Consider the following 22518-nt stretch of genomic DNA (forward strand, 5'->3'; position numbering starts at 1 on the left):
ACGTAATATTAACAAAAAATTCAGGTGAAATCAGCGCTCTCGGCCGGCCTCGTCGACGGTGGTGGCGATGGGTGACAGCAGATACTGGATCACCCTTCGCTCGCCGGTCTTGATCTCCACCTGCACCGCGAGGCCCGGCCCGATCAGCTGGTCATGCCCCGCGATTCGGATCGTGCGGCGGTTGAGCCGGATGCGCGCGGCATAGACAAGGCCCTGGCCGGGCTGCGGCGTCTGGCCGTGTTCGGCGGCGGTCTGCTGCGGCGATTGCTGGATCGCGTCGCGGCTGATCGTCTCGACCGTGCCGTCGATCAGCCCGAAATCGGTGAAGGGATAGGCGTCGAGCTTGACGCGGACCGGCTGCCCCTCGCGGACGAAGCCGATATCCTTGTTGAGGATCTCGGCCTCGACCTCGACCGCGCTGTCGTCGGGCACGATCACCATCAGCACCTGCGCGGGCTGGACCACGCCGCCAACGGTGGCGACCGCGAGCTGCTGGACGGTGCCGCTCACCGGCGCGCGGATCGCCTGGAATTCGCGGCGGTGCTGGGTCTTGCGCAGCTCTTCGGTGGCGAGCCCCGATTTGTCGGTCGCTTCGCCCAGATCGGAGACCGCGGTCTTCGCGAACGTGTCGCGCAGCTTGACGATCTCGGCATCGAGAGTGGCGATCGCGGCGCGCGCCTTGGACGCATTGGCCTCCTGGACATCGATGTTGCGCAGATGCTCGATGCGCGCCTGCTCATATTCGAGCAGGCGCAGCTTCGAGAAATAGCCGCGATCGGCAAGGACGCGGCGCGCGGCGAGCTGTTGTTCGACCAAGGGCAGCGTCTCGCGCAGCTTGGCGATCTCGGCGAGCGACGAGGCGAGTTCGGCGGCGCGCTCGGCGCGCTGCTGGAGCAGGCTGGCGCGCTGCGCCTCGAACTCGGCGATCGCCGCGGTGACGTAGCGCCGCTGGACGTCGGCGATGGCCGGCGGAATCCCGGGGGGGACGGTGAAGCGGATCGGGCCGCCGGCGAGATAGCCCAGGATCGCGTTGGTGCGCGCCTTCATCAGATCGGCCGAGGCGAGGCCCTGGGTGGCCTGCGCCTCCTCGGCGCCGGCGACGGTGGGATCGAGCTCGATCAGCAGCTCGCCCTTGTCGACATGCTGGCCGTTGCGGACATGGATCGCGCGCACCGCGCCGATCTCGATCGGCTGGATCAGCTTGACGTTGGCGGCGGGGATCACCTTGCCGCGCGCGACCGCGACGACATCGACATGCGCGAAAACCGACCAGAGGATCGCGACCGCGAACAGCGCGCACAGCACGAGCAGCAGCCAGCGCAGCCCCGGGCTGGGCGGGGTCTCCATGATCTCGAGCGCGGCGGGAAGGAATTCGTGATCGGTGCGCGGGCGCTGGGCCTTCACCGCCTTGTTCTGCGCGGCCCAGGATTCGCGCAGCACCTGCCAGTGGCGCGTCAGCGTGGGGAAGCGGGTTGCAAAGCTCATTGGGCGAAGCTCACAGCGCCGGCCCCATCTGCTTGCGGTACAGCTCCGAATAGCGCCCGCCCGCGGCAAGCAACGCGGCATGATCGCCCATCTCGGTGATCGCGCCCTCCTCGACGGTGACGATGCGGTTGCACTGGCGCACCGCCGAAAGCCGGTGGGCGATGATCAGCACGGTGCGCCCGCGCGCGATGCTGCGCAGATTATTCTGGATGATCTCCTCACTCTCGGCATCGAGCGCCGAGGTCGCCTCGTCGAGGATCAGGATGCGCGGATCGCCGATCAGCGCGCGGGCGATCGCGATGCGCTGGCGCTGGCCCCCGGAGAGGTTGCCGCCGCGCTCCTCGATGATCGTGTCGTAGCCGTGCGGCATTTCGAGGATGAACTCGTTGGCGCCGGCCATTTCGGCGGCGGCGATCACCCGCTCCATCGGCAGCGTGGGGTCGCTCAGCGCGATATTCTCGCGGACCGAGCGGTTGAACAGGATATTCTCCTGCAGCACCACGCCGATCTGGCGGCGCAGCCAGGCCGGGTCGATCAGCGCGAGATCGGTGCCGTCCACGAGCACGCGGCCCTGCTCGGGGACGTATAGGCGCTGGACGAGCTTGGTGAGCGTCGACTTGCCCGACCCCGAGGGGCCGACGATCCCGAGCATCTCGCCCGCCGCGACCTCGAGCGAAACGCCGCGCAGCGCCTCGGGCAGGTCGGCGCGGTAGCGGAAGCGGACGCGGTCGAAGACGATGTCGCCCTCGATCGGCGGCAGGCTGGCGCGGTTGGGGTTGTGCTCGGGCTCGGCGGGCGAATTGAGCACATCGCCCAGCCGATCGACCGAGATGCGGACCTGCTGGAAATCCTGCCAGAGCTGCGAGAGCCGCAGGATCGGCTGGGCGACGCGGCCCGACAGCATGTTGAACGCGACCAGCGAGCCGATCGTCAGGTCCCCCGCGATCACCGATTTGGCGCCGAAATAGAGGATCAGCACCGTCGTCAGCTTCGAGACGAGCTGGATCAGGTGACTGCCCCAATTGGCGAGCCGGGTGACCTGGAAGCCGACCCCGGTATAGCCCGCGAAGAGCTTCTCCCATTTGTCGCGCATCTGCGGCTCGACCGCCATCGCCTTCAAGGTGCCGATGCCGGTGACGCTCTCGACCAGGAACGACTGGTTCTCGGCGCCGCGGCGGAACTTCTCGTCGAGCAGCTTGCGCAACGGCGGGGTGATGAAGATCGAGATCGCGGCGTAGACGGGGATCGACAGCGCGACGATCAGCGTCAGCATCGGGCTGTAGAGATACATCACCACGAAGAAGACGATGGTGAAGAAGAGATCGAGCACCACCGTCACCGCGTTGGAGGTGAGGAATTCGCGGATCCGCTCGAGCTCGCGGACGCGCGCGACGCTGTCGCCGACGCGGCGCGCCTCGAAATAGCTCAAGGGGAGCCCGAGCAGATGGCGGAACATCCGCGCGGAGAGCTCGGCGTCGACGCGGTTGGTGGAATGCGCGAACAGCCAGTTGCGCAGGCCCGACAGTGCGGTCTCCCAGATCAGCACCACGCCGAGCCCGAAGGCGAGCACGTCGAGCGTCGACATCGACTGGTGGACCAGCACCTTGTCGATCACCAGCTGGAAGAAGACCGGCGAGACCAGCCCCATCACCTGGAGGAAGAAGGAGGCGATCAGCACGTCGCGCAGCGGCTTGCGGTAGCGGACTAGCGCCGGGATGAACCAGCTGATGTCGAAGGGCCGCGTCGCGCCCGCCATATTCTCGCGCGAGGTGAGGAGGAGCAGCTCGCCCGAATAGCGTGCGGCGAATTCCTCGGCGGTCCACACTTCGGGGCCCTGGGCGCCGGCGGGCTGGACGAGCAGCCGCGGCACCTCCGCTTCCTCGACCTTGAGCAGGATCACCGCGCCGCCATCCTTGAGCGTCGCGATCGCGGGCAGCGGCACCTTGGCGAGCGCCCCAAGATCCGCGCCGCGGATCCGCGCGATCAGCCCGAGCCGCTTTGACACGCGCGACAGATCGGCGAGCGAAAAGGGCGTGTCGCCCTTGCCGCGATCATGCGCGATCTGCCCCGGATCGGCGGCGACACCGAGAAAGCGCGCGAGCAGCACGAAACAGGAAAGCGCGGGATCGAATCCCGGCGACAAGGGGTCGATGACAGCTTCGGGTTGGGAAGACATTTGGGTGCGACCGGCCGATCTCGTTTGACTGCCGCGCGAATCGGCACCGGCATTAACTATATCAGCCGCGATGCGATTGACGAGAACCCTCTGAATGATGGTCGAATTCTGGCGCTGTTCTTCGGTTGCGCCGCGGCATTTCTGTAGCGTTGAGCCCGGGCGGCAAATCGCCCAGGATGGACGGAGAGAGCATCGAACCCGGGGGAAAGAGCATGCGTTGGATCGTGGCGGCGGCGGCATTGATCGTCAGTGTTTCGCCCGCCGCGGCGCAGCGAGCGCCGAACGGGCGGCCCTATCTTTCGCAGCCCCTGGTGACCTCCACCTATTCCGCCGATCCGGCCGCGCATATCTTTGGCGGGCGCATCTATGTCTATGCCAGCCATGACGTTCCGGGCCCGCCGCTATCCGACGAACCGCCCTTCCAGAAGAGCGAGGGCAACAGCTTTCGCATGACCGATTTCGTCGTGCTGAGCATGGACCGGCCGGGCGGGCCGGTGACGGTCCATTCGAACATCCTCGACATCGGGCAGGTGCCCTGGGCGTCGCGCCAGATGTGGGCGCCCGACGCCGCGTACAGGCAAGGCACCTATTATCTCTATTTCCCGGCGAAGGACCGCGCGGGCGCGTTCCGGATCGGGGTGGCGACCTCGACCAGCCCGACGGGTCCGTTCACCGCGCGGCCCGAGCCGATCAAGGGGAGCTATTCGATCGATCCCGCGGCGTTCATCGACGATGACGGGACGGCCTATCTCTATTTCGGCGGGCTCAACGGCGGGCAGCTGCAGAAATGGCGGGACGGCGCGTTCGACCCCGATGGCCCGCCCGCCGATCCGCGCGGCAAGCGCGACCGGGCCTTCATGCCTCGCGTCGCCAGGCTCACCGCTGACATGCTCGAATTCGCCGAGGCGCCGCGCGAGGCGATGATCGTCGACGAGAAGGGCAAGCCACTGCTCGCGGGCGACGAGGCGCGGCGCTTCTTCGAGGGGTCATGGATGAACAAGCTGGGCGGCAAATATGTGCTGACCTATTCGACCGGGACCACGCACCTGCTCGTCTATGCGGTGGGTGACACGCCGTACGGGCCCTTCACCTACAAGGGAGTCGTGCTGAAACCGGTCGAGGGCTGGACGACGCATGCGTCGATGATCCGGTTCGACGGCCGCTGGTGGCTCTTCTACGCCGACAGCCAGATGTCGGGGCAGACGCCGCTGCGCAACGTCAAGCTCACCGAATTGTTCTGGGACGGCGATGCGATCCGGACGATCGATCCGTTCGGGAAGTGAGGTACGGTCGGCCGGGCGGCAGCGTGGACTATCCAGCTTTGGCGACTCAGTATTCACTCAGCAGCGGAGGCTCGCGCTCGTGGGTACCCATCCCACCAGTCTCGCCTCGCGCTTGCTCCACAGCCTCACGATGACGCGCGATGACCTCGTTCCAGTCACTTTCAAAGCCGGCAATCGAAAGCGCCTCCCGCGTAATATCGCCGATTCTCGCGACAAGGACATTGTTCACTCGGATATCCGGGATGTTCGGATTGAACAGCAGATATGCAGCGTCTTCGCGACTACTTGCTGCGCCAAAGCCCGGGAGCGCATAGGGAGGTCCCGACTTGCCGATCGCAAGCTGACCGGCGGCGGCGGCCATCCGGGCGGCGAAATCACTGGCCCCCACGATCGTATCCACGCGTTGCGGGTCGCCGATGGCTTCGGCGCTTTTCACGGTCGGACCAAGGTGCCGTGGATCGTCGTGCGCGATGTAGAAAAGATAGGATCCGATACCCGAGCCGAGCAATCGATCCCGCTGTGTGGAATCGCCTGCAGCGCGCCGCACATCGACAATACGGCTGGTCGCCCGCTTGGCCTGAAGCAGGGTGACAAGATAGAGCAACTTATCCCCGATATCGATTTCGATAATTAGGCCGAAATCGGCACCCGATCGTGCTTCGTTACCGAGTGTCGCGTGATCGCCAATCACGACGGCAAGGTCATGGCTTCTACGAGGAGTCCGAAAGGACGCGATCGCCCTCTGGATCATCCCGATAAAGGCGCCGTTCAATTCTGGTTCGTGCGTCGCCGTCAGGCCTGGATCGCTGATGTCCAGCGATGCTTGAGAAAGCGCCCAGAAAAGGCGCCACACGAAGCGATGCCGAAAAGCCGTGGGGTCGATGAGGAGAAGGCACGCGGCTGCGGGGCCCCTGCCGGCGAGCGCCTGCTTCACCAGATCGGCGGCGCGGGGCGCGAGAATATCCAGGCCCCAGAGTAGATTGTACAACTCGCTGAAGCGGCTGGCGTCCTGCGCCGCTGCCCAGATGCCCCTCTTTCTCGCCATCGAAAGCTCGAGCGTCCGTCGTGCGCTGTTCATCGCCCTCACGCCCGCAGATACCGGAAATACCAGACCTCATGCCCCTTGCCGCGCGCCTTGGCGTCGTAGCGGGTCTGGGGCCAGTCGGCGGGGCGGGCGAGGAAATCCTGCGGGGTTCTCGCCTGCCATTCGAAGTCGCGGCGCTGGTTCATCACCATGCATGACCAGCGGCAATAGGTCGGGTCGTCGGTGCCCAGCCGGAACTCGGCGCCGGGTTTGAGCTTGGCGGCGATCAGGTCGAGCGGCCCGTGATTGACCATGCGGCGCTTGGCGTGGCGCGCCTTGGGCCAGGGATCGGGGTGGAGGAGATAGAGGCGGGTGAGGCTCGCGTCGGGGAGCCGCTCGAGCACGTCGAGCGCGTCGCCCAGATGGAGGCGGACATTGGCGAGCCCGCCGTCACGGATATGCATCAGCGCGCCGACCATGCCGTTGAGGAAGGGTTCGCAGCCGATAAAGCCATGATCGGGCCGCGCCGCCGCCTGCCACGCCAGATGTTCGCCCGCGCCGAAACCGATCTCGAGTTCGAGCGGGCGGCCAGATTCGTTGGCGTCGCCGAACAGGCTCTCGGCAGTCAACGGGCCGCTCTCGGGGACGCTGAGGCGCGGCAGCATCTCCTCGACCAAAGCCGCCTGGCCCTGGCGGAGCTTGTGACTCTGGCTGCGGCCATAGAGGCGGCGGATCGTCGCGGGGTCCTGCATGGTGCCGCGCCCTAGCCGAGCGCGGCCCCCTTGGAAACCGCGCTACTTGGCCTGCATGTTGAGCGTGACATTCTTGCCGTCGGCCGAGACCTGGGCGAGCGGCGCGGTGGTGCGCAGCGCCTGCATCACGTCATCGGGATGCGGCAGCGCCTCGAACGGCGGATAGACCGAGGCGTGGTCGAGGAAGCCCGCGATCACCATCGATCCGTGCTTCTCGTCGAATTCGGGCAGGATGCGAACCGCGATCCCCGCGTCGCCCACCGCCATCACATAGCTGTTGGTCGCATCGGGCGCGCGATAGACGCCATAGGCGGGCTGCGGCGGCAGATCGCGGCAATACACCTTGGGATCGGCGGGCATGCCCAGCTTCGGATCGTCGATCATCATCATCGTCGATCCCATCAGTCCGTCGGCCATGTCGGGCTTCCGCATCCGCGCGCGCTTGGCATAGGCGAGCGGTTGGGCGCAGGGGGCGATCGGGGCCGCAGCGGGGCCTTCGGCGACACCCTCGGGCCAGCCGATCCCGGCGATCACTTCGGACAGCTTGGCATCGAGCCCGTCGGTGCCGACCGCGTTCGAGCTGACCCGCACCGCGACGAGCCATTTGCCGAGCGGCATCATCGCGAGGCCCGTGCTGCGGAACCCCTTGCCCGGGGCGTAGATGCGGCGCAGCCCGCTGGCGACGGTGCCGCGGGGCGGGGCGAAGGCGGTGGGCGCGTCGCTGGCTGGTTTGATATTGCCGTAGATGTCGCGGTGAAGCAACGCGGTTTCGGAGCGGTCGAACCAGACCGGCACGCTCGCGAGCGCGGGGCGGAAGATATAGACGGTGATATAGGTCTGCCCGTCCGGGCTCTCATATTGCGCCATCACGTCGAGCTCGCTGGCGCTGTTATCGACGATCATCCCGCGCGGGATGCCGGTGATTCGGGAGCGCAGGATCAGGCCGGTCTCGCCATGTTTCCAGCCGGCATTAGCGGGAACCTCGATCGTGGTTTGCGCATGTGCCGGCGCCACGGCGGCGCCGAACATGGCGATCAATGCGATCGCCCAGATCCTCTTGAACATCAGCCCTCTCCCCGCCCCCGGATTACGGAGAGCCTATCGCAGGCTGCCGCAAACGCAAGCAATCTCAGGGGGCTAGGGTGTATCGACATTCAGAGAGCGAGGTTGATCCTCCCCCGCCAGGGGGAGGTGGCGCCGAAGGCGTCGGAGGGGGAGGACACGAAACAAATGTGGCCCCCGTCCTCCCCCTCCGTCACGCTACGCGTGCCACCTCCCCCTGGCGGGGGAGGATGAATTGAATGTCGATACGCCCTAGGCCTGGACGGCCATCTCCATCGTGGCGAAGGTGCCCGGCGCGGGCTGGCGGCGATGGGTCAGCAGGTCGCGTTGCGTGCCCAGCGGCGCGGTGCGCGGCGCGCGGCGCGGGATGACCGCGCTGGGGAGCGGACGGAGCGCCGGGCCGCGCTCGAAATGGGCGATGCCGAGCCGCACGAGCGTGTCGAGCGCGCCCTGGGTCTCGACCGCGGCGGCGATCACGGTGGTGCCGAGGCTGCGCGCGAGACGGAGTGCGCCCTGGACGATCAGCGCGCGCGAGTCGCTCGTTTCGATGTTGCGGACCAGGGCGGCGTCGAGCGTGAGGAAGGGCGGCTTGAATCGCGCGAGCAGGTTGAGCCCGACATGGCCCGCGGCGAAGGCGCCGAGGGTGATGGCGAGGCCTTCGATGGCGCAGGCCTCGGCCAGCCGCTCGGCCGCCTCGAGATTGCCGCGCTCGTCGGCGCTGATTTCGATGAGGATGCGTTCGGCGGGCAGGCCGTGCGCCTTCGCGACCCGGAGGAGGTGGGCGAGGGTGATATCGGGGGCACCGCACGCCGCATTGACCGGCACGATCAGCAGCGACCCGGTGCGGAGAATGCCCTTGGCGACCGCCGCGGCGACTGCGAGCTCGGCGCGGGCACAATCGAGCATCTGGCGCTCATTGGGCGCCAGCCCGCCGAGCAGCGCCTCGAAGGCGAGGCCGTTGCTCGAAACCTTGCCGCGCCACGCGAAGGGAAGATCCGAACCACCATGCACCAAAGGCTGGAGCGTGATCGAAAGCCCGGCGGGCTTCATGGTGTTGGCGGCGGCGTTAAGCATCACTCGGTCCCCTAATCCTTGTTGGGACCTTGCTATGGTTAACAACATGTATCCGAAATTAAGGGCCGACTCGCATTGGATTCCTACCATTGGGGATTCCCCCTAAGGGCCGGATACAAAAGAAAACTCCCGCCGCGACCGGGATCGCGGCGGGAGCCTCGAATTCAGCCGAAGGGGCGCGACTCAGGCCAGCGCCGCCTTCAGATCCTCGACCAGGTCGGTCTTTTCCCAGGGGAAGAGATCGCCTTCGGCGGTGCGGCCGAAATGGCCGTACGCCGCGGTCTTCTGGTAGATCGGCTTGTTGAGCTTGAGGTGCGTGCGGATCGCGCGGGGCGTGAGGCCGCCGAGCTTCTCGATCGACATGATCGCTTCCTCAATCTTGTCGTCGCCGATGGTGCCGGTGCCGTGGGTGTCGACATAAAGCGACAGTGGCTTGGACACGCCGATCGCGTACGCCAGCTGGATCGTGCAGCGCTTGGCGAGGCCGGCGGCGACGATGTTCTTGGCGAGATAGCGCGTGATGTACGCCGCCGAGCGGTCGACCTTGGTGGGGTCCTTGCCTGAGAAAGCGCCGCCGCCATGCGGGGCAGCGCCGCCATAGGTGTCGACGATGATCTTGCGGCCGGTGAGGCCGGCATCGCCATCGGGGCCGCCGATCTCGAACGAGCCGGTCGGGTTGATGTGGTACTCGGTCGCGTCCGAAAGGAGCCTGGCGGGCAGCACGTCGGCGACGACCTTGCGGACATAGGCGTGGAGCTCGGCTTCCTTGGCGCCTTCGTCATAGCCCTTGGCATGCTGGGTCGAGACGACGATCGCCGTCGCGGCAACGGGCACGCCGCCTTCGAATTTGAGCGTCACCTGGCTCTTGGCATCGGGCTCGAGAAAGGGCGCGGCGCCCGAATGGCGGTCGGCCGCCATCTGCTCGAGGATCTTGTGGCTGTAATAGAGCGTCGCCGGCATCAGATCCGGGGTCTCGTCGCAGGCGAAGCCGAACATGATGCCCTGGTCGCCCGCGCCTTCATCCTTGTTGCCGCCGGCGTCGACGCCCTGCGCGATATGCGCCGACTGGGGATGGAGGTTGTTCGAGAAGTCGAGCGTCTGCCAGTGGAAGCCGTCCTGCTCATAGCCGATGCGCTTGACGGTCGCGCGGACCGTGTCCTCGATCTCCTGCTGGACGCCGGGGGCCCAGTTGCCCGCCTCGTCCATGATGCCCTTGCCGCGGATCTCGCCGGCGAGGACGACCTTCTGCGTCGTGGTCAGCGTCTCGCAGGCGACGCGCGCCTCGGGGTCCTTGGACAGGAAGAGATCGACGATCGCGTCGCTGATCTGGTCGGAAACCTTGTCCGGATGACCCTCGGAAACCGATTCGGACGTGAAGAGATAGTTGGAACGCATGGAAATTCCTCAAAGGTGGAGAGGAAAGCCGGGCCGTTGCCATGCCCATATAAAGCTTTCCTTATATCCGCGCGGCCCTAGCGCGCGAAGCGCCTTATGGCAAATGCAAAGAGCAGGAGGAGCAGCGCCATCGCCGCCGCCGCGGCATTGCCGATGCGCGCGAAGAGCGTGGGCGGGCGGGGCGCGGGAAGCAGCGCGTCGACCGCGCCCTCCTCGAGGTGGGGGATGCTGGCGACGACATGGCCGCGCGCGTCGATCACCGCGGAGATCCCGGTGGGGGTGGCGCGCAGGATCGGCAGCCCTTCCTCGATCGCGCGCATCCGCGCCTGGGCGAGGTGTTGGGCGGGGCCCCAGCTGCCGAACCAGGCGTCGTTCGAGGGGTTGAAGATGAAGTCGGGGCGCTCGAGCGGATCGACCACCTGGCCCGAGAAGATCACCTCGTAGCAGATCAGCATGCCCACCTTGCCGACGCCATTGATCTCGATCGTCTGGGGGCCGGGACCGCGGACGAAGTCGACATCGCCCGCGGCGAAGCGCGCGATGCCGAGCGCCTCGAAGAAGGGGCGGGCGGGGAGATATTCGCCGAACGGGACGAGGTGCGCCTTGTCGTAGCGTTTGCCGAGCATGCCCGAGGGATCGACCGGCCAGATCGAATTGCCCGCGCCGGTGATCCGGCCCTTGTCATCGAAGAACAGCGCGTTGCCGCCGATCAGCGCGGTATCGAGCGGCCCCAGCGTCGCGCCGATGCGCGCGCGGACGATGCGCGGATCAACCCGGTACCAGCGCGGATCGGGATAGCCGTCCTCGATCAGATCGTTGACCATCCCCTCGGGCCAGATCAGCAGCCGCGGCTCGAGGCTGGCGCCCTTCGAGAGCGCGATCATCCTGGCCAGCACCTTCTCGTTATAGTCCGGATCGTGCAGCGCCTCCTGCCCGATATTGGGCTGGACGATGCGGACGCGGAGTTGCGGCGGCGACTCGGCGGTGCGGGGGATTTCGGGGGCGTGGGCGGTGCCGAGCAGGGCGAGCGCCACCAGCGAAGCGGCGACGCTTGCGGCGAAATGATAGTTGCGGAACCACAGCAGATAGAGCGCGCCCGCGGCGAGCATCATCACGCCCGAAAGCGCATAGGTGCCGATCAGCGCGGCGCCCTGCGCGACCGGATCGACGGTGAGCCAGCCCAGGCCGATCGGGTCCCAGGGATAGCCGGTGAAGAGCGTCGCGCGCAGCCCCTCGGAGACCATCCAGGCAGCGGCGGCGGCGAGGACATAGGCGCTGTCGGGCCCCTCCCATCCGGCATGGATGCGCACCGCGGCCTTGAAGCGCCAGGCGAGCCCGCACGCGACCGCCGGGAAGATGGCGAGGTAGCAGGCGACCAGCAGCACCGCGAGATAGCCGAGCGCGGGCGGCAGCTTGTCCTGATAGTCGAAGGCGTGCTGCATCCAGTTGTTGCCGACCGCGAAATGGCCGAGCCCGAACATCCAGCCGCGCGCCAATGCCGCCCGCAGCCGCGGCGCTTCGTGGACAAGGTGCAGCAGGACGGCGAGCCCGAGCAGCAGCAGCGGCCAGAGGTTCAGCGGCGCGAACCCGGTGGCGGAGATCAGCCCCGCGAAGAGCGCGGTCAGAAGGGGCCGGCGAAGCATCAAGGGGCTATTGCCGGGATGGCCGATCGAGGCAAGGCGGCGCTACCGTGGATCGCTACCGGATCGGCTCATAGGTGCAGGCGATATCCGTTGTGTCGCCATTCTCGCCGATCAGGAGCGACGTCCGCGACTCCGCCTTTTTGATCGCGAAGACCTGACAGGTCGTATAGTCCCGCCTGGCCTCGGCCTCGCATTTGGCCTGGCCGTGGCCGGCGAGCGCAGCGGCTTTGACCTCCGCGTAGGGCCGTTCAACCGACGTGATGATCATGATCCGGCGCGTACCGTCCTCGAGCGTTTCGAGCGAACCGAGCGCGGCGGCGGGGAGGCCGAAGATCGTCATCCCGCCAGGCAGCGCATAGTTGCGGACGATCCGGTGGCGCGGCCCGTCCTCGGCCTCGTGCGCGGCATCGATCCGAAGCGCCGCAACCGCGGGGCCCACCGCCTCGGGCGCGAGCCTGCATTCGGCGAGATCGCGAAGCGCGTCGGCGGGTTGCGGCGCCGCGGCGCCCGAAAGCGCGAGCCAGGCGGCGGGGAGGAGGGCGCGGCGCACGCTGCTACCCCTCCGTGCGCGTATAGCCGCAGCCGATCCCCACCGCGTCGCCGAAATCCTTGAGCAGCAGCCCCGGCGTCTCGGGCTCGGAATAGCGGCCATAGACGACGCAGGCCTTGGTGTTGCCCTGCCCTCCGGGATCGGGACAGGCCTTGAGGCCGTTCGCCGCCAGCACCGTCGCCTCCACCTGATCATAGGGCAGCGGGATCATGCTCATCAGCACGACCTGCCGCTTGGTTCCCACGAGCGTGTCGTTCGCCGCAAGGTTGGCCGGCTTCAGGCCGAAGACGGTCAGTCCGGCGGGCGGGCGAAAGAAGCGGATGATGTTGCGGCCATTCGCATCGCCGAGATCGACCGTCTTTTCGGCGGTCAGCCCATCGAGCAGCGCCATCGAGGCGTCGATCCCGTGCCTGCATTCATAGACCGATTGCAGCGTGGCTTCCGGCGGGAGCGCCGCTCCGGGGAGGAGGCAGGCGGTGGCGATCAGGGTGAGGCGAATGCGCATGGGCGCAGCCTATCAGCGGGCGGGCCGCTCTGCTAGGGCGATGCCATGCGCGATATCCGGCCGTTCCACCTCGCCTTTCCGGTCCATGATCTGGGCGCCGCGCGCGCCTTTTACGGCGGGGTGATGGGGTGTCCGGAGGGGCGCTCGTCCGACAGCTGGATCGATTTCGACCTGTTCGGGCATCAGATCGTCGCGCATCTCGATCCCGGCGCGAAACCGGTCGCCGTCGAGAATGCGGTCGATGGGCATGACGTGCCGGTGCCGCATTTCGGGGTGGTGCTGACGATGCCGGACTGGGAGGCGTTGGCGGAGCGCGTCGCCGCGGCGGGCGTCGCTTTCGGGATCGCGCCGCATATCCGGTTCAAGGATCAGGTTGGCGAGCAGGCGACGATGTTCTTCCGCGATCCCAGCGGCAATGCGCTCGAGTTCAAGGCGTTTGCCGACGATTCGATGCTGTTCGCCACCTGAGAGCAAGCTCGATTACCTTGACCGGAACACTGAAGGCCGGCGCCACGTTGAAGCGCCATGCACGACTGGCTTTCCCGGCTCCATCGCAGCCGCCGCGCGCGTTTCCTGACGCTGAGCGCGGTCGGGATCGTGTCGCTGGGAAGCTGTGGCGGAGCGGTGCTCGCCAATTACACCGTCGCGGGGATGAATACGTTCCCGCACAGCGAGGCCGCGCAGTCCGATTGGCGCGCGGCCGAACCCGAATGGGTGCGCGAGGCGGCGATGGCGGCGGGCGGCGATACCGATCGCAGCGCAGGCTTCTCTTCGACGGCGACCGAGGCCTATAGCGACGCGGCCGATTAACGGAGCTGCGCGCGTGCCCGAACCGATCAAGGTCGATCTTCCCCATTCGCTGGGCCGCGAAGCGGCGCGGGCGCGGATCGCGGGCGGGGTGGGCAAGCTCGCCGAGATGATCCCGGGCGCGAGCGTCGCCGATCACCGCTGGGAGGGCGACACGCTCCATTTCAGCGTGAGCGCGATGGGGCAGGCCGTGGTGAGCCGGATCGACGTGTTCGACAAGCGCGTCCACGTCGAGGTTGATCTGCCGCCGATGCTGGCGCTGCTCGGCGGGCGGGTGCGCGACAAATTGCTGAGCGTGGCGCCCAAGCTGCTGAAATGATCAGCCGCGCTTGGTGAAGGTGCAGACGAGAAGAAGCTCGCCGCCGCTTTCGGTGAGGGTGACCGATCGCGACCAGGCGCCGTCGGGCGCGAGGCTCAGTTCGCAGGCGCTCGCCGTGTCGCGGTCGCATTGGGCCTTGCCATGGGCGGCGAGCAGGCGGGCGCGGGTCGCGGCGAAGCCGTCTGTCGGGGCGGTTTGAAAGCTTTGCGAATAGTCGCCCGCGGCAGGGTTGGCATAGTCGGACAGGCGGATGTGTTTGGGCGAGGCGCCCCAGAGCTCGCCGCCGGTGAAGCTGTAGATGGTGCCGCGTTCATCGGCTTCGGTATCGTCCTCGGTTCCGAGCAGCGAGAGCGCCTTGAACGCAGCCTCGGTCTCGGCGCGCGGAAGCGTGCAGCTCGCGGCGGGGGTCAGGTCGGCGGGCGGCGCGGCGGCGGTCAGGCCGAGCGCGGCGGCCGCCCAGAGCGCGCGCATCACTCTGCGCTCACCCGCCAGATGGTGTTGCCGACATCGTCCGCGACCAGCAGCGCGCCGCTCGCATCGGCGATCACGCCGACCGGACGCCCGCGCGCATTGCCCTTGTCGTCGAGGAAACCGGTGAGGAAGGGCACCGGCTTGACGCCCTTGGCCGGGAAGCCGTTATCGCCGAACGGCACGAACACGACGGTGTAGCCCGACAGCGGTTCGCGGTTCCACGATCCGTGCAGCCCGATGAATGCGCCATTGGCGAAAGCGGGCCCGAGCTTGGCGTCGGCCGCGAAGGTCAGTCCGAGCGGCGCGACGTGCGGCCCCAGCGCGAAATCGGGGCGGTGCGAATATTGGACGAGATCGGGGCGTTCGGGCTGGACGCGCTTGTCGACATAGCCGCCCCAGTAATTCCACGGCCAGCCGAAGAAGGTGCCCAGATCGACGCGCGTCAGATAGTCGGGCGGCATGTCCGATCCGAGCATGTCGCGCTCGTTGACCACCGCCCACAAGGCTCCGCTCTTGGGCTCGATCGCCATGCCGTTGGCGTTGCGGATGCCCCAGGCGAAGACGCGAGCATTCTTCTGGTCTGGATAGACTTCGAGGATCACGGCGCGCGCGCCCTTCCAGCCGCCCTGGCCGCTATAGATCGCGCCTTCTGCGTCGAGCCCGTTCTCGGCGATGTTGGAGGAGGAGCCGACCGAGACGTAGAGGCTCTTGCCCTCGGGCGCGACGATCACGTTGCGCGCCCAGTGATTGCCGCCGCCGGGCAGGTCGATGATCTTTTCCGGTTTTGCGGTGATCGCGGTGTCGCCCGCCTTGTAGGGGAAGCGGACCAGGGCGTCGGTATTGGCGACGTAGAGCCAGTCGCCGAACAGCGCCATGCCATAAGGCGAGTTGAGCCCGGTGAGGAAGGCGGTCTTCTGGTCGGCGACGCCATCGCCATTGGTGTCGCGAAGCAGGCTGATGCGATTGGCGGAAGGGCTCGCCGCGCCCGCCTTCTTCAGCAGCGATTCCATCACCATGCCCGTGATCCCGCCCACCTTGCGCGGCGGCGAATTGGTCTCGGCGACGAGGATGTCGCCATTGGGCAGGCGATAGAGCCAGCGCGGGTGATCGAGATCGCCCGCGAACGCCGCGACCTTGAGGCCCTTGGCCGGGACCGGCTTGGCGCCGCCCTGCCAGCCGACCACGGGCGCGACCTTCATCGTCGGGATGGTGGCGGGGCGCGCCTGGCCCAGCTTGGGGATCGCGCCGGTGACGTCCTGCTCGCTCAGCCGCGCGACATCGGGGCGGGTGAGGAACCAGAAGATGATCGCGCCGAGCACGATCAGCGCGGCGAGGATGATCAGGGCGTGCTTCAGATATTTGCGCAGCATCTCATTCCTCCGGCACAGCCAGTTCGGCGGGCGGATGAAGCCGCAGCCGCGTTACCTTGCGCGAATCCGCCTCGACCACTTCGAGCGTCCAGCCGCTGTCATGCATGAGGCATTCGCCCGGCTCGGGGACATGCCCGGCGAGCACGAAGGCGAGCCCGCCCAGCGTATCGACATCCTCCTCGACCTCGGCGAGCCGGGCATCGACCGTCTCGCCGACATCCTCGAGCTCGGCGCGGCCATCGGCTTCCCAGCCGCCGCCGTCGAGCGGCACGAGCATCTGGGGCGGGGCCTCGTCATGCTCGTCCTCGATCTCGCCGACGATCTCCTCGATCAGATCCTCGATCGTGATGAGACCCTCGGTCCCCGAATATTCATCGAGCACCACCGCGAGATGGGTGTGGGAGGCGCGCATCTGGGCGAGCAGATCGAGCGCGCCCATCGACATGGGGACGTAGAGCGGCTGGCGGATCAGCTCGGCGATGCTGGCCGGTTTCCTGGCGCGCGAGGCGAGGATCGCGAACACGTCCTTGATATGGACCATGCCGACCACGGTATCGAGTTCGCCGCGATAGACGGGGAGGCGGCTATGGCCGGCCTCGGCGAAGAGCCTCACCAGATCGGCGAAGCTGGTCGCCTCGTCGACTGCGATGATGTCCGCGCGCGGCACGCCGATGTCGCCCGCGTCGCGCTCGCCGAAATGGAGCAGGTTGCGCAGCATTTGGCGCTCGACCGGGGCAAGATCGCCCGCGGGCGCCTTGCGCCCCTCGTCCTCGACCTCGTCGATCGCCTCCTCGATGCGGTCGCGCAGCGTTTCCTGATTGTCGCCGAACAGGAGCATGCGCAGCCCCCGCCATATGCTGGGGCTGGAATCACTGCCGCCGCTACTGTCGCCCTCGGGCATGATCGTGTTCAGTCCTCGCGTACCGGATAGGGGTCGTGCAGGCCGAGATCGGCCATGGCGGCGCGCTCCATCTCCTCCATGACCTCGGCCTCCGCATCTCCTTGATGGTCATAGCCTAGCAAATGCAAGGTGCCGTGGACAATCAGGTGCGCGGCATGATCGGCGGTGCCGATCCCGCGCTCCTCCGCCTCGCGCACGCAGACGCCGTGCGCGAGGACGATATCGCCGAGGATCACCTCGCCGTCATCGGTGTTCATGGTGACGGTATCGAGCAGGTCGGGCTGGATCATCGGAAAGGAGAGGACGTTGGTCGGCTTGTCCTTGTGGCGATATTGCGCGTTGAGGGTTTGGACCTCGTCGTCGGAGGTAAGGCGGACGGCGATCTCGATCGTGGCGGGGGAGGTGAGCCATTCGCCATAGGGCGATTGGCTTACTGCTGCCGTCGCCGCGCGGGCGGCCAGCGCCTCCCAATCCGCGTCCGGCCAGCCCTCGGCCTGAGCGGCGACGTCAAGCATTCCTAACCCCGTTCGTCCTGAGTAGCCATTGAGCTTGTCGAAATGGCGTATCGAAGGACAGGTGGTTGCCCAGCCAGATGCTTCGATACGAGCCCTCGATACGCTGCTTCGCAGCTACTCGGTCTCTACTCAGCACGAACGGTTGGGGGTGGGAGATCTTACCCATCCGTCCCCTCATAGGCCTCCACGATCCGTCCCACGATCGGGTGCCGCACCACGTCGGCCGAGCTGAAGCGCGACACCGCGATTCCCTCGATCCCCTCGAGCTTCGCGACCGCATCGTTCAGCCCCGATGCCGCCGGCCCGCCCGGCAGGTCGGTCTGTTTGGGATCGCCGCAGATCACCATGCGGCTGTTCTGGCCGAAGCGCGTCAGGAACATCTTCATCTGCATCGGCGTGGTGTTCTGCGCCTCGTCGAGGATGACGAAGGCGTCCGCGAGCGTGCGGCCGCGCATGAAGGCGATCGGGGCAATCTCGATCTCGCCGCTGGCGATCCGCCGTTCGACCTGCTCGACCGGCAGGCAATCGTGGAGCGCGTCGTACAAGGGGCGGAGATAGGGATCGACCTTCTCCTTCATGTCGCCGGGGAGGAAGCCGAGCTTCTCGCCCGCCTCGACCGCGGGACGCGACAGGATCAGGCGCTGGACGCTGCCGGTGATCAGCTGCGCGACCGCCTGCGCCACCGCGAGATAGGTCTTGCCGGTACCCGCGGGCCCGAGCGCGAAGATCATGTCGTTCGAGACGAGCGCGCGCATATAGTCGATCTGCGCGACCGAGCGCGGGATGATCGTCTTGCGCCGCGTGCGGATCATGATCGGCGGCGGCGTGTTGCCGTTGTCGGCGCGCACGATGCCGGTGAGCATCGGCTCGCTCGACATCGCGATCACCGCGTCGATGAGGCCTGCGTCGATATCCTCGCCGCGGATCACCCGGCTGTGGAGTTCCTGGAGCACCTCGCGGGCATGCGCGACGGCCTCGGCCGATCCCTCGATCTGCACGCGCTGGCCGCGGGCATGGATATAGACGCCCAATCGTTCCTCGAGCGCCAGGATGTTGCTGTCATATTCGCCGAAGAGCCGCGGCAGGAGATGGGGTTTGTCGAAATTGACTTCGGCCCGGGAACGGTCGCCCATCTGGGCGGGAATCGGCTTGCGGCTCATGAGGCTCCTTCACTGTCGCGGCATCGGCCGGGGACACGCCGTCCCCCGTCTGCCGGGCGTCGATGAAACGAGAAAGACACGCGGCCCTGAAAGGCGAAAACGCGGATGCGGTGGTTTGCGTTGCGCATGTCCGAACGCGATTCTGTCAGAGACGATGGCGGCTGGACAGGGGTAAAATAGGGGCGATGCGCAAAAGATCGGGGCGTGTCTTCGCAGCCACAATCGGGTTAGGATGCGTGAACGAGAGGGAGTGACGATGCGGATTGCAGGCATGGTGGCGGGCCTGGCGATAGCGTTCGCGGCGCTGCCGGCACAGGCGCAGTGGAGCGATGTCGAGGGCGGAAAGCGGCACGACAAGTCCGGACTGGTCTGCCCGGCCAAGGCGGGTGGGTTCGAACTCAAGACCCAGGTTGCGACCGATACCGGGTTCAGCTGCCGTTACGAGCTGCATTGCTCGGCCGATGAGGGGTGCGAGGGCGCGGTGGGATATGCGGCGGTGACGTGGAACCCGGCGATGGACTTTGCGGGGCAGTTTCGCAGCCTTGCCGCGCAGCAAAAGCTTCCGCTGGTCGATGAAGCCGGCCCGGCCTGGGCCGGCCCGCCCAGGCTGTTCGCGCGGGCGGGCGAGGGACTCGAGACCGGCTATGGTGGCTGGTGGGTGGTCCAGTCGCACGGGCGGCCGCTCAATATCGGCATCTTCTACAACGCCGCCGCCGAGCCCGGCGCCCGCGCGCTGGCCGAGGCCACCGTCCGCGCCAATCCGTGAAACCGTGCTGGACCTGAAGCCGTCGGCCGTTAGGCTGGCGTGAACCGGATTCAGGGAGAGGTTATGCGGTTTCTGCTTGGAATCATCGCGCTGCTGGCCGCTACGCCGGCGTTCGCAACCGACTGGACGGTCGTGACCAATGTCGAGGACCGGGCGATGGTCCTCGCCGACCGCGACAGCGTCACGCGGGAGGCGGGCGGCACGATCAAGGTCCGGATGCTCTATGTGATGCGCGACGATATGGAGAACATGGCCGGGCTCGAGATGGTCAATGAGTTCGATTGCTCCGCCCGGCGCTACCGCCGCGTCTCGATCCGCGGGATCGATGCCGACGGGGCTCTGGTGCGCGAAGAGGCGGCGCGCCCCGAATGGCGCGATGCCGATCCGGAGGCCGTCAGCGGGACGATGCTCGATTTCGTGTGCAGCGGCACCATTTCGGCCGCGGGCACACCCCGGCTCGGCGCCTCGACGCCGGCGGCGATGGCCGAGGCGCGGCGGCAGTTGCGCGAGAAGCGCTAGGACGGATGCAGCGCTAGGCCGCCGCCTTCACGCTTTCGACGCCGCCCAGTGAATTCGGCCCGGCGCTGACGATCTCGACCTCGATCAGGTCGCCGATCTTCGCATCGGTGGTGAGGTGGACCGACTGCAACCAGGGCGATTTGCCGACCAGCTGGCCGGGCTGGCGGCCGGGGCGCTCGAGCAGGACCGGGCAGGTGCGGCCCACCGTGGCCGCGTTGAACGCGGTCTGATCGCGGATGATTGCGGCCTGGAGGCGCTGGAGCCGCTCGTCCATCACCGCCATCGGGATCATGCCGTCCATCTCCGCCGCGGGCGTGCCGGGGCGCGCGGAAAATTTGAAGCTGAACGCGGCGGCGTAGCGGACCGCGTCGATCAGGCTCAGCGTCTCCTCGAACTCGGCATCGGTTTCGCCCGGGAATCCGACGATGAAGTCGCCCGACAGCGCGATATCGGGCCGCGCGGCGCGGACGCGGTCGAGGATGCGGAGATAGGAGTCGCGCGTGTGCGAGCGGTTCATCGCCTTGAGGATTCGGTCGCTGCCCGCCTGCACGGGAAGGTGGAGATAGGGCATCAGCTTGCCCACCTCGGCATGCGCGCGGATCAGGCCTTCGCGCATGTCGTTGGGGTGGCTGGTGGTGTAGCGGATGCGGTGCAGTCCCTCGATCTTGTCGAGCGCGACGATCAGGCCGTGCAGCCCGGTGCCCGCGTCATCGTCCCAGGCATTGACGTTCTGCCCGAGCAAGGTGAGTTCCTTGGCGCCCGCATCGACCAGGGCCTTGGCCTCGTCGATGATCGCGTCGAACGGCCGGCTGACCTCGGCGCCGCGGGTATAGGGGACGACGCAATAGGTGCAGAATTTGTCGCAGCCCTCCTGCACCGTCAGGAAGGCGCTGGAGCCAACCTTGCGCCGCGCCGGGAGCGCGCCGAACTTCGCGATGGCGGGCATGTCGGTATCGAGCGCCAGGCCACCCTTGGCCGCTTCCGCCACGAGCCGGGGCAGGTTGTGATAGGCCTGCGGGCCGACCACAACGTCGATCCTGGCGCGGCGTGCGATCTCGGCGCCCTCGGCCTGGGCGACGCAGCCTGCGACCGCGATCATCGGCGGGGGAGCGGTGTCGCGGACCTTGAGCCGGCCGATTTCCGAATAGACCTTCTCGGTCGCCCTTTCGCGGATGTGGCAGGTGTTGAGCACCACCAGATCGGCATCGGCCGCATCGGCCGCAGTCAGGCCCTGGCTGCCCAGAAGCTCGGCCATGCGCTCGCCGTCATAGACGTTCATCTGGCAGCCGTACGACTTGATATGGAAGGTAGCGGGGGACTTTTGGGTGGTCATGATGGGTGCGCCTATACCATCAATATGGTCTGGGATAAGCCCGCGCGCTGCCGCATCTCTGGCGGATCGAACCGGAGGAGGAAGGCGATGCGCGACGGCACAGTCTCGATCGGGCCCAGGCCGCTATTCTATCTGATCATCGGCGCGGCGATCGCGTTCGGCGCGGCACTGTTCGTCTACGCGCCCGATCCGCTGGCGCTGATCGATGCGGGCGCGCGGCCGGGCAAGGCGCTGGCGGTGATCAAATGGGGCGGCGGGCTGATCGCGCTGCTCGGGGTGTGGCGGGTTTGTGTGCTCAAGCGCGTGAGCGCGGGCCCCGATGGGATCGTGATCTCATCCTGGCTGGGCAGCCGGCGCCACGACTGGAGCGACCTCAAGGATGCCAATCTCGACACGGTCGAGGGCAGCCCGCCAGGATATCGCCTCCGCTTCGGCGCCTATTCGATGTTCCTGCTGCGCCGCGAATATGCGCCCGCGGCGATCGCGAGCCTGCGCGAAGTCGTGAAGGCGCACCGGGGTTAGGGCTATTCGATCGGCACCGCCGCTTCGGTGGGTACTTCGGGCGCCGCATAGGCCACCGGCGCGACATCATGGGCGAAGGGGCGGAGCGGCTTGCCGAGCGCCTTGATCAGCGCCTCCTCGATCCGGCGGCGGCTCTCGGCGGCGATCGCCTTGCGGCCGGGGAAGTCGCGCGGGTGGAACGGGTCGAGAAAGGTCACGCGCAGCCGGAAGGCGCCGCGGCGCGACAGCATCCGCTTGGCGTTGTTGACCCCGCTCTCCTCGCCGATCCAGCCGATCTCCTCGGCGACGCGGCCATAGTCGAGCAGCACCGGCTGGACGAGCACGCCGGGCGGCGGCGGCTCGAGCACGCGCAGCATCGGCGTCTTGAACGGCAGCAGCGACTGGCCGTCGGTGGTGGTGCCCTCGGGGAAGACGGTGATCGCCCAATTCTCGGCGAGCGCGTCGCGCAGCTGGTTGATCTGGTCGGCAACGCCCAGACGGTTCTCGCGCTTGACATAGACGGTGCGGTTGAGCCCTGCGAGCCAGCCGACCAAAGGCGAGGTCTGGATCTCGGCCTTGGCGACGAACGCCGTCCCGCTGGTGCCGCCGAGCGCGAGGATGTCGATCCAGCTCAAATGGTTCGCGATGTAGAAGACGTCGCGCTTCAAGGGCACGCCGATCCGCTTGATCCGCGCGCCGACGATCCAGGCGACGCAGCCGAGGAACCATTTGGGCCAGGGCGAGGGCAGGCGGAACAGCCGGAACAGATAGTGGAACGGCACCATCAGGATGATGACCACCACCATCGCCGCGACGCGCAGCCACAGCCGGGTCCAGCCGATCGGTGTCATGCGGGGCGGCTCGCCGGCGATGACGCGGGCGCGTTCCTCGGGTGAAATTCTCACTC

General features: G+C 67.3%; 25 protein-coding genes. 8 read left to right on the plus strand and 17 right to left on the minus strand.

All coding sequences use genetic code 11. The annotated features are described in order from the left end of the window. Positions 1-30: 30 nt before the first annotated feature. Together OF829_RS12015 and OF829_RS12020 are read right to left on the minus strand one after the other, a co-directional pair. Positions 31-1485 carry an HlyD family type I secretion periplasmic adaptor subunit gene (locus tag OF829_RS12015; RefSeq protein WP_264940296.1) on the minus strand — a complete coding sequence of 485 codons (1455 nt, stop codon included), beginning with the start codon at positions 1483-1485 and terminating at the stop codon, positions 31-33. A gap of 10 nt (positions 1486-1495) precedes the next feature. Then, on the minus strand, positions 1496-3592 hold the full coding sequence (locus OF829_RS12020) for a type I secretion system permease/ATPase (protein ID WP_319951551.1): 2097 nt from the start codon (positions 3590-3592) through the stop codon (positions 1496-1498). Between OF829_RS12020 and OF829_RS20595 the strand changes: the two genes are divergently transcribed. Then, complete coding sequence (locus OF829_RS20595) at positions 3539-3808, plus strand: hypothetical protein (RefSeq protein WP_319951552.1); 270 nt, start codon at positions 3539-3541, stop codon at positions 3806-3808. The two genes, OF829_RS12020 and OF829_RS20595, sit on opposite strands and share 54 nt — an antisense overlap. Before the next feature lie 65 nt (positions 3809-3873). Continuing rightward, positions 3874-4944: a glycoside hydrolase family 43 protein gene (locus OF829_RS12025; RefSeq protein ID WP_264940298.1), complete on the plus strand. Its 1071-nt coding sequence runs from the start codon at positions 3874-3876 to the stop codon at positions 4942-4944. A 46-nt stretch (positions 4945-4990) separates the two neighbouring features. On the opposite strand, the gene OF829_RS12030 is transcribed toward OF829_RS12025, so the two are convergent. From OF829_RS12030 to OF829_RS12065, 8 genes are all read right to left on the minus strand, one after another. Next, entirely contained in the window at positions 4991-6022 is a 1032-nt protein-coding gene (locus OF829_RS12030) for a hypothetical protein (RefSeq protein WP_264940299.1), read from the minus strand. A 5-nt stretch (positions 6023-6027) separates the two neighbouring features. Further along, a complete protein-coding gene (trmB, locus tag OF829_RS12035; protein ID WP_264940300.1) occupies positions 6028-6720 on the minus strand; it encodes a tRNA (guanine(46)-N(7))-methyltransferase TrmB in 693 nt (230 codons plus the stop codon). Between the two features lie 42 nt (positions 6721-6762). Continuing rightward, complete coding sequence (locus OF829_RS12040; protein WP_264940301.1) at positions 6763-7785, minus strand: hypothetical protein; 1023 nt, start codon at positions 7783-7785, stop codon at positions 6763-6765. Between the two features lie 249 nt (positions 7786-8034). Continuing rightward, positions 8035-8856: an EAL domain-containing protein gene (locus OF829_RS12045; protein WP_264940303.1), complete on the minus strand. Its 822-nt coding sequence runs from the start codon at positions 8854-8856 to the stop codon at positions 8035-8037. Between the two features lie 183 nt (positions 8857-9039). Continuing rightward, entirely contained in the window at positions 9040-10251 is a 1212-nt protein-coding gene (metK, locus tag OF829_RS12050; protein ID WP_264940304.1) for a methionine adenosyltransferase, read from the minus strand. Between the two features lie 77 nt (positions 10252-10328). Beyond that, positions 10329-11894: an apolipoprotein N-acyltransferase gene (gene lnt, locus OF829_RS12055; RefSeq protein ID WP_264940306.1), complete on the minus strand. Its 1566-nt coding sequence runs from the start codon at positions 11892-11894 to the stop codon at positions 10329-10331. A gap of 55 nt (positions 11895-11949) precedes the next feature. Continuing rightward, on the minus strand, positions 11950-12444 hold the full coding sequence (locus OF829_RS12060; protein WP_264940307.1) for a hypothetical protein: 495 nt from the start codon (positions 12442-12444) through the stop codon (positions 11950-11952). A gap of 4 nt (positions 12445-12448) precedes the next feature. Next, positions 12449-12949: a hypothetical protein gene (locus OF829_RS12065; protein WP_264940308.1), complete on the minus strand. Its 501-nt coding sequence runs from the start codon at positions 12947-12949 to the stop codon at positions 12449-12451. 45 nt (positions 12950-12994) lie between these two features. Here OF829_RS12065 and OF829_RS12070 point away from each other — a divergent pair, with 45 nt between their 5' ends. From OF829_RS12070 to OF829_RS12080, 3 genes are read left to right on the plus strand one after another with little or no spacing between them, the layout of a single operon-like run. After that, positions 12995-13417, plus strand: a complete 423-nt coding sequence (locus tag OF829_RS12070) for a VOC family protein (protein ID WP_264940309.1) — start codon at positions 12995-12997, stop codon at positions 13415-13417. Between the two features lie 57 nt (positions 13418-13474). Further along, positions 13475-13759: a hypothetical protein gene (locus tag OF829_RS12075; protein WP_264940310.1), complete on the plus strand. Its 285-nt coding sequence runs from the start codon at positions 13475-13477 to the stop codon at positions 13757-13759. Between the two features lie 13 nt (positions 13760-13772). Next, positions 13773-14075 (plus strand): polyhydroxyalkanoic acid system family protein, encoded by a 303-nt coding sequence (locus OF829_RS12080; protein WP_264940311.1) that lies wholly within the window; start codon positions 13773-13775, stop codon positions 14073-14075. Here the strand turns inward: OF829_RS12080 and OF829_RS12085 are convergent, their stop codons facing one another. The 5 genes from OF829_RS12085 to OF829_RS12105 all read right to left on the minus strand — a co-directional run bounded on the left by OF829_RS12085 (position 14076) and on the right by OF829_RS12105 (position 18492). Then, entirely contained in the window at positions 14076-14546 is a 471-nt protein-coding gene (locus OF829_RS12085; RefSeq protein ID WP_264940312.1) for a hypothetical protein, read from the minus strand. It lies immediately after the preceding gene. Continuing rightward, on the minus strand, positions 14546-15916 hold the full coding sequence (locus OF829_RS12090; RefSeq protein WP_264940313.1) for a PQQ-dependent sugar dehydrogenase: 1371 nt from the start codon (positions 15914-15916) through the stop codon (positions 14546-14548). Before OF829_RS12090 ends, OF829_RS12085 begins: the two co-directional genes overlap by 1 nt. 1 nt (position 15917) lies before the next feature. After that, positions 15918-16817: a hemolysin family protein gene (locus OF829_RS12095; RefSeq protein ID WP_264940314.1), complete on the minus strand. Its 900-nt coding sequence runs from the start codon at positions 16815-16817 to the stop codon at positions 15918-15920. Between the two features lie 8 nt (positions 16818-16825). Beyond that, positions 16826-17332: an rRNA maturation RNase YbeY gene (ybeY, locus tag OF829_RS12100; protein WP_264940316.1), complete on the minus strand. Its 507-nt coding sequence runs from the start codon at positions 17330-17332 to the stop codon at positions 16826-16828. Between the two features lie 158 nt (positions 17333-17490). Then, entirely contained in the window at positions 17491-18492 is a 1002-nt protein-coding gene (locus tag OF829_RS12105; protein WP_264940317.1) for a PhoH family protein, read from the minus strand. A 256-nt stretch (positions 18493-18748) separates the two neighbouring features. Here OF829_RS12105 and OF829_RS12110 point away from each other — a divergent pair, with 256 nt between their 5' ends. Then, positions 18749-19258, plus strand: a complete 510-nt coding sequence (locus tag OF829_RS12110; RefSeq protein WP_264940318.1) for a hypothetical protein — start codon at positions 18749-18751, stop codon at positions 19256-19258. 63 nt (positions 19259-19321) lie between these two features. Next, positions 19322-19777 (plus strand): surface-adhesin E family protein, encoded by a 456-nt coding sequence (locus tag OF829_RS12115; protein WP_264940319.1) that lies wholly within the window; start codon positions 19322-19324, stop codon positions 19775-19777. Between the two features lie 13 nt (positions 19778-19790). Here OF829_RS12115 and miaB read toward each other — a convergent pair whose 3' ends face one another. Further along, a complete protein-coding gene (gene miaB, locus OF829_RS12120; protein ID WP_264940320.1) occupies positions 19791-21110 on the minus strand; it encodes a tRNA (N6-isopentenyl adenosine(37)-C2)-methylthiotransferase MiaB in 1320 nt (439 codons plus the stop codon). Positions 21111-21197: 87 nt separating this feature from the next. Here miaB and OF829_RS12125 point away from each other — a divergent pair, with 87 nt between their 5' ends. Then, a complete protein-coding gene (locus OF829_RS12125) occupies positions 21198-21632 on the plus strand; it encodes a hypothetical protein (protein ID WP_264940321.1) in 435 nt (144 codons plus the stop codon). Positions 21633-21634: 2 nt separating this feature from the next. Here the strand turns inward: OF829_RS12125 and OF829_RS12130 are convergent, their stop codons facing one another. Then, positions 21635-22516, minus strand: coding sequence for a lysophospholipid acyltransferase family protein (locus OF829_RS12130; RefSeq protein ID WP_406701426.1), 882 nt, complete (start codon positions 22514-22516; stop codon positions 21635-21637). Between the last annotated feature and the right edge of the window lie 2 nt (positions 22517-22518).

This window comes from Sphingomonas caeni (assembly GCF_026013415.1).
GTDB classification, from domain to species: Bacteria; Pseudomonadota; Alphaproteobacteria; order Sphingomonadales; family Sphingomonadaceae; genus Sphingomonas; species Sphingomonas caeni.